This window comes from Streptomyces sp. NRRL S-495 (assembly GCF_000966955.1).
Taxonomy (GTDB): domain Bacteria; phylum Actinomycetota; class Actinomycetes; order Streptomycetales; family Streptomycetaceae; genus Kitasatospora; species Kitasatospora purpeofusca.
The window spans coordinates 1-4630 of record NZ_JZWY01000808.1 but is presented as its reverse complement, the minus strand read 5'-3'; the positions used below and the strand labels follow the sequence as shown (position 1 = coordinate 4630).

Sequence of the window (4630 nt, the reverse complement as noted above, 5' to 3'; positions counted from 1 at the left end):
GGGTGGGGGTGTCGCCGAGCGCGTCGGCGACACGAGCCGGGCGGCCGCGCGGACGGCGGCGGCGCAGGCGGCGCCGAAGACGAGCTCCCGCAGGCGCATGGCTGCCTGCGGGGTGGTGGCGGGTGCGGTGGTCATGGGGCCGGGTCTCTGCTTTCTGCGGGGGTCGGTGGAGGTGAGGACGCGCCCTGGGGGCGCGGGCCGGGAGCCGGTCAGCAGTGGCCGGTCAGCAGTGGCCGGCCGGCTCGGAGACCGCGCACTGGTTGCGGGCGAAGGAGTTGTCGGTGCCGGTGTCGCGGTCGGCGAGGTCGGCCGGCCCGTTGCCGAGCACGAGGTTGTCGGCGACGGTGTTGCGGGCGTTGGCCACGCCGACCACGCTGTGGACGAGCACGATGCCGCCGGAGAACGGCGAGGCGCCGACGTTGTCGCGGACCTCGTTCTCCGTCACCGAGGTCTCCTCGGCCCCGGTGAGCACGATCCCGGCGCCCTGGATGTGGTCGAGCCGGGGGTTCGGCGGGCAGTAGCGGTTGTTGGCGACGACCTGGTTGCGGGTCACGGTGAGTGCGCCGGCCCGGGGCACGCCCTCGTCGCCGACGACGAACACCCCGCCGCAGTTGCCGTGGATCCGGTTCCGCTCGACGCTCAGGTCGCGCAGCCGCCGGACGGTGACGCCGACCCGGTTGTCGGTCAGCAGGTTGGCGCTGACCAGGGTGCCGTCCGCGGAGAGGGCGCCGCCCTCGCTGTCCACGGAATTGGCGAGGAAGACGCCGGACTGGCCGTTGCGGGTGGACTCGTTGGCGGTGATCACGCCCCGGGTCGACTTCTCCTGGCTGATGCCCTGCTGGCCGTTGTCGTGCACGTAGGTGGCGCGCACGGTCAGCCCGGTGGTGCCGGTGGCGCTGATGCCGTTCTTGCGGAAGCCGGTGACGGCGAGCGCCTCGACGGTGACGCCGGCGAGCGGACGCTCGTCGGTGCCGAGGTCGCGCAGAGGGCGGCGCCGTCGGCGGCGGGCACGGGGAGGGACGCGTCGGCCGGAAGCAGCACGCTGTCCCGGCCCGCGCCGCGCAGGGTCAGGCCGGGCGTGGTGATCCGGACGCTGCCCCGGTACTCGCCGGGGAGCAGCTGCACGGTGTCGCCGGGCAGTGCCGCGTCGACGGCCTGCTGGATCGATTCGCCGGGCCGGACCAGGTGCAGTTCGCCGGCGGCGCGGGCGGGCGCGGCGCCGACGGCGGTCAGCACGGTGGTCAGGGCGGTGGTGGCGGCGGCGGTGGCCGCGGCGAGGTGGTGGACCCGTCGCGTGGGCATGAGTGGTGACCTGCTTTCTGACGCGCCGACGCGGGGGCGCGCTCGCGGGGACGTCGGCACGTTGACGCGGGGTGGTCGGAGGGTGACGGCCGGTGGGTGTCGGCCGAACCGACGCTAGGGGCGGGCGGGAGGCCCCGCCACCAGGGTTGGGCTGCCGGGCTGACGGGGCGTCGGCCGGTCGGGGCACGGCCCGGGCACCGGCCCGGCCGACGGCGGACCGCCGTCCGCGTGCCATGCTCGGAGCCATGAGCACCAGCACCGCCCCCGTAGCCGCCACCGCCGCCGACCTCCCCGACCCGGCGGTCCGCAACCCGATCGGCGCCCATGTGCCGGTGGCCGGCCGCGGTCTGGCCGGCACCGGCCTCGCGTACGCCGGGCGGGTGGGCGCCGAGACGGTGCAGGTGTTCGTCGCGAATCCGCGCGGCTGGGCGACGCCGACCGGCAACCCGGCGCAGGACGCGGAGTTCCGCGAGTCCTGCGCGGAACGGGCGGTCCCCGCGTACGTGCACGCGCCGTACCTCATCAACTTCGGCTCGGACAACCCGGTGACCAGGGAGCGCTCGGCCGACTCGCTGCGCCACTCGCTGCGGCGCGGGCACGCGATCGGCGCGCTCGGCGTGGTGCTGCACACCGGGTCGGCGGTCGGCTCCGCCCCGGGCGGCGGCTCCCGGCGGGCCGAGGCGATGGCCCAGGTCCGCGAGGACGTGCGGCGGCTGCTGGACGAGCTCGACGCGCTCGGCGAGGACGCGCCGTGGCTGCTGCTGGAACCCACGGCCGGCCAGGGCAGCTCGCTCTGCGCGCGGATGGAGGACCTCGCCGGGTACGTGGAGGCACTGGACGGCCACCCGAAGGTCGGGGTCTGCCTGGACACCTGCCACGCCTTCGCGGCCGGCCACGACCTGGCGGCGCCGGGCGGTGTCCGGGCGACCCTGGACGCGCTGGTCGAGGCCGCCGGACCGGGCCGGCTGCGGCTGATCCACGCCAACGACTCCGAGGACGCGGTCGGCGCCCGCAAGGACCGGCACGCCAACATCGGCGCCGGCCTGATCGGCACCGAACCGTTCCGCGAGCTCTTCGAGCACCCGGCCACGGCCGGCGTCCCCCTGATCGTGGAGACCCCGGACCGCAAGCACGGCGGCGAGGGCGCCGGCCACACCCTCGACATCACCGCCCTGAAGCGGCTCCGCTCTCGCGCGGCCGCCCCGCAGGTGGTGTGACGGCCCGCAACGCCCGCAAGCCCGACAGCAACGGCAACGGCCCCGAGCCGGGTGGCTCGGGGCCGCCGCGCGCGGCAGGGCGGGGATCAGCAGGTGACGGTGCCCCTGCGGAGGGCGTGGCCCCCGGTGTTGCTGTCGTCGGACCAGTAGACGGGCTTGCTGCCGCCGACGCACTCGGCGGCACCGGCGATCGCGAAGCCCTCGTTGTTGAGGTTGGACATCCCGGTCGGGCGGTTGAAGACGGCGGTGGTGGCGAAGGCACCGGAGGCGTTGACCTTCAGGGTGCGGTGCTGGCCGTTGCAGGTGTCGTCGCAGACCACCCACAGGCGCGAGGTCTGCGGCTCCCACTGGACCTCCATCACCCCGGCCAGGCCGGTGCTGATCGAGGCGACCTTGGTGAAGCTGCCGCTGTCCTGGAGGACGAAGCCGTGCACGGCGCCGGTGCCCTCGACCCCGACGAAGAACACCCCGCCGGTGTGGGCGGCGTACCCGGCCGGGTCGTAGGCCGCGCCGGTCGACTCGTCCTTGAAGCCGGCGGCGGTCAGCGCGCCGTCCGGGACCCAGGTGATGCCCTCCAGACCGAGGTTGGAGCCGACCGAGGGCAGGCTCGCGGTGAGGTTCCACTCCTTGGCGGCGGTCAGCGTGCTGCCGGTGCCGCTCACGTCGTAGCGCAGGACGGACAGCCGGCTGGTGCCGGACGCGTCGCCGTTGCGCTCGCTGGAGACGAAGACGCCGCCCGCCGCCCCGGCGGAGGTGACGGTCACGCCCTCACTGTCGGGGCTGCCGGTGCCGCCCGGGAAGCGCAGCGTCTTGCCGGAGCTCCAGCCGGAGGCCGTGTCGGGGGTCCAGCCGCCGGAGCCGTCGGGGAGCAGGCGCCAGAGCTTGCCGGAGTTCTGCGCGCCCCACAGCACGCCGCCGTCCTGGTAGAGGCCGCTGAGGTCGGTCCCGAAGACGTTCGAGGCGTCGGCGGTGGCGACGCTGCTGCTGCCGGGCCAGGCCACCGGGGTGCCGCCGCCGGAGCCGCAGCTGTTGGCCGCGCCCAGGGTGAGCTGGGCCTGGGCGAAGGCGCCGGTGCCGTCGGGACAGCGCGACCAGGACGGCGCGGAGTGGGTGCTCCAGGTGAAGCTGTCGACCAGGGTGCTGCCGTTCGGCAGGTACAGCCGGGCCTTGTCCGCGGAGCCGAGGCCGAAGGCGTTGTGGACGTCGAAGGCCTTGAACGCGCCGGCGGCGAGGGTGGTGCCGGCGGCGACCTTGTAGCTGGAGCTGTTGTTGTCGTCCTTGAGGACCCAGCCCGAGATGTCGACGGCGGCGGTGCCCTTGTTGACGAGTTCGATCGAGTCGTTGACGGATCCGGTGGTCACCACCTCGTTGATCCGGATGTCGTCGGCCGGCGCGGCCGTGGCCGGGGACGCCCCGAACACGCCGGTGGCCAGCACGGGGCCGAGGGCGGTGGCGAGGAGGAGGGCGAGGCTGCGGCGCCGACGCGGTGCGCGCGATGCGGTCACGATGTCCGTCCTGGGGGGAAGGGAGGGAAGGGCTGACAGGGCGCCACCACCGTCCCGGTGGCCCGCCAACGCAGCGACGCCGGGAGGCGAGCGCGGTATGAACGACGGAAGAACCACGGCACGCCGGGACCACCCTCGCACCGTCCGCGCGCACCCGCCCCACCCGACCCACCGGGCCCGGGCCGGGCCGGGATCGGGCTAGGACCGGGCTCGGCCCGCGCCCGGACACCGAATGACACACGGTCGGCGGCCCGTCGGTGCCGCTCGGGCTGCCGGGTCCGGGGGCCGGTGCCAGGCTGGAGCGGACGATGCCGACACGTGGTGCCGACCCGCGCCGCCGCAGCCCCGAGAACGGTGGTCCCCCGATGAGCCCGACCCGGAGACTGGCCGAGCTGCCGTGCGGACACCGCAGCAAGTGGGTGGTGCTGGCCCTGTGGCTGGTCCTGCTGGTGGTGGCCGGCCCGCTGGCGGGCAAGCTCACCGACGTCGAGGACAACCAGGCGTCCAGCTGGCTGCCCGGCAACGCCGAGTCCACCCAGGTGCTCGACGAGCAGCGCGCCTTCCAGCCGGTGGACACCGCCCAGGCGGTGGTGGTCTACGTCCGGG

4 protein-coding genes and 1 pseudogene are annotated in these 4630 nt (G+C 75.2%); 2 read left to right on the top strand and 3 right to left on the bottom strand.

Annotation, left to right across the window (positions count from 1 at the left end; genetic code table 11):
• Window positions 1–223: 223 nt before the first annotated feature.
• Window positions 224–901 (bottom strand): right-handed parallel beta-helix repeat-containing protein, encoded by a 678-nt coding sequence (locus tag VR45_RS50820; protein ID WP_353612741.1) that lies wholly within the window; start codon window positions 899–901, stop codon window positions 224–226.
• On the bottom strand, window positions 874–1302 hold the full coding sequence (locus VR45_RS50815; RefSeq protein ID WP_234326432.1) for a hypothetical protein: 429 nt from the start codon (window positions 1300–1302) through the stop codon (window positions 874–876). Before VR45_RS50815 ends, VR45_RS50820 begins: the two co-directional genes overlap by 28 nt.
• A gap of 245 nt (window positions 1303–1547) precedes the next feature.
• Between VR45_RS50815 and VR45_RS33910 the strand changes: the two genes are divergently transcribed.
• Complete coding sequence (locus VR45_RS33910) at window positions 1548–2519, top strand: deoxyribonuclease IV (RefSeq protein WP_045943749.1); 972 nt, start codon at window positions 1548–1550, stop codon at window positions 2517–2519.
• Window positions 2520–2605: 86 nt separating this feature from the next.
• On the opposite strand, the gene VR45_RS33905 is transcribed toward VR45_RS33910, so the two are convergent.
• Window positions 2606–4024 carry a lamin tail domain-containing protein gene (locus VR45_RS33905; protein WP_045943748.1) on the bottom strand — a complete coding sequence of 473 codons (1419 nt, stop codon included), beginning with the start codon at window positions 4022–4024 and terminating at the stop codon, window positions 2606–2608.
• Window positions 4025–4389: 365 nt separating this feature from the next.
• Here VR45_RS33905 and VR45_RS33900 point away from each other — a divergent pair.
• Window positions 4390–4630: pseudogene (locus VR45_RS33900) on the top strand (hypothetical protein); the annotation flags it as partial.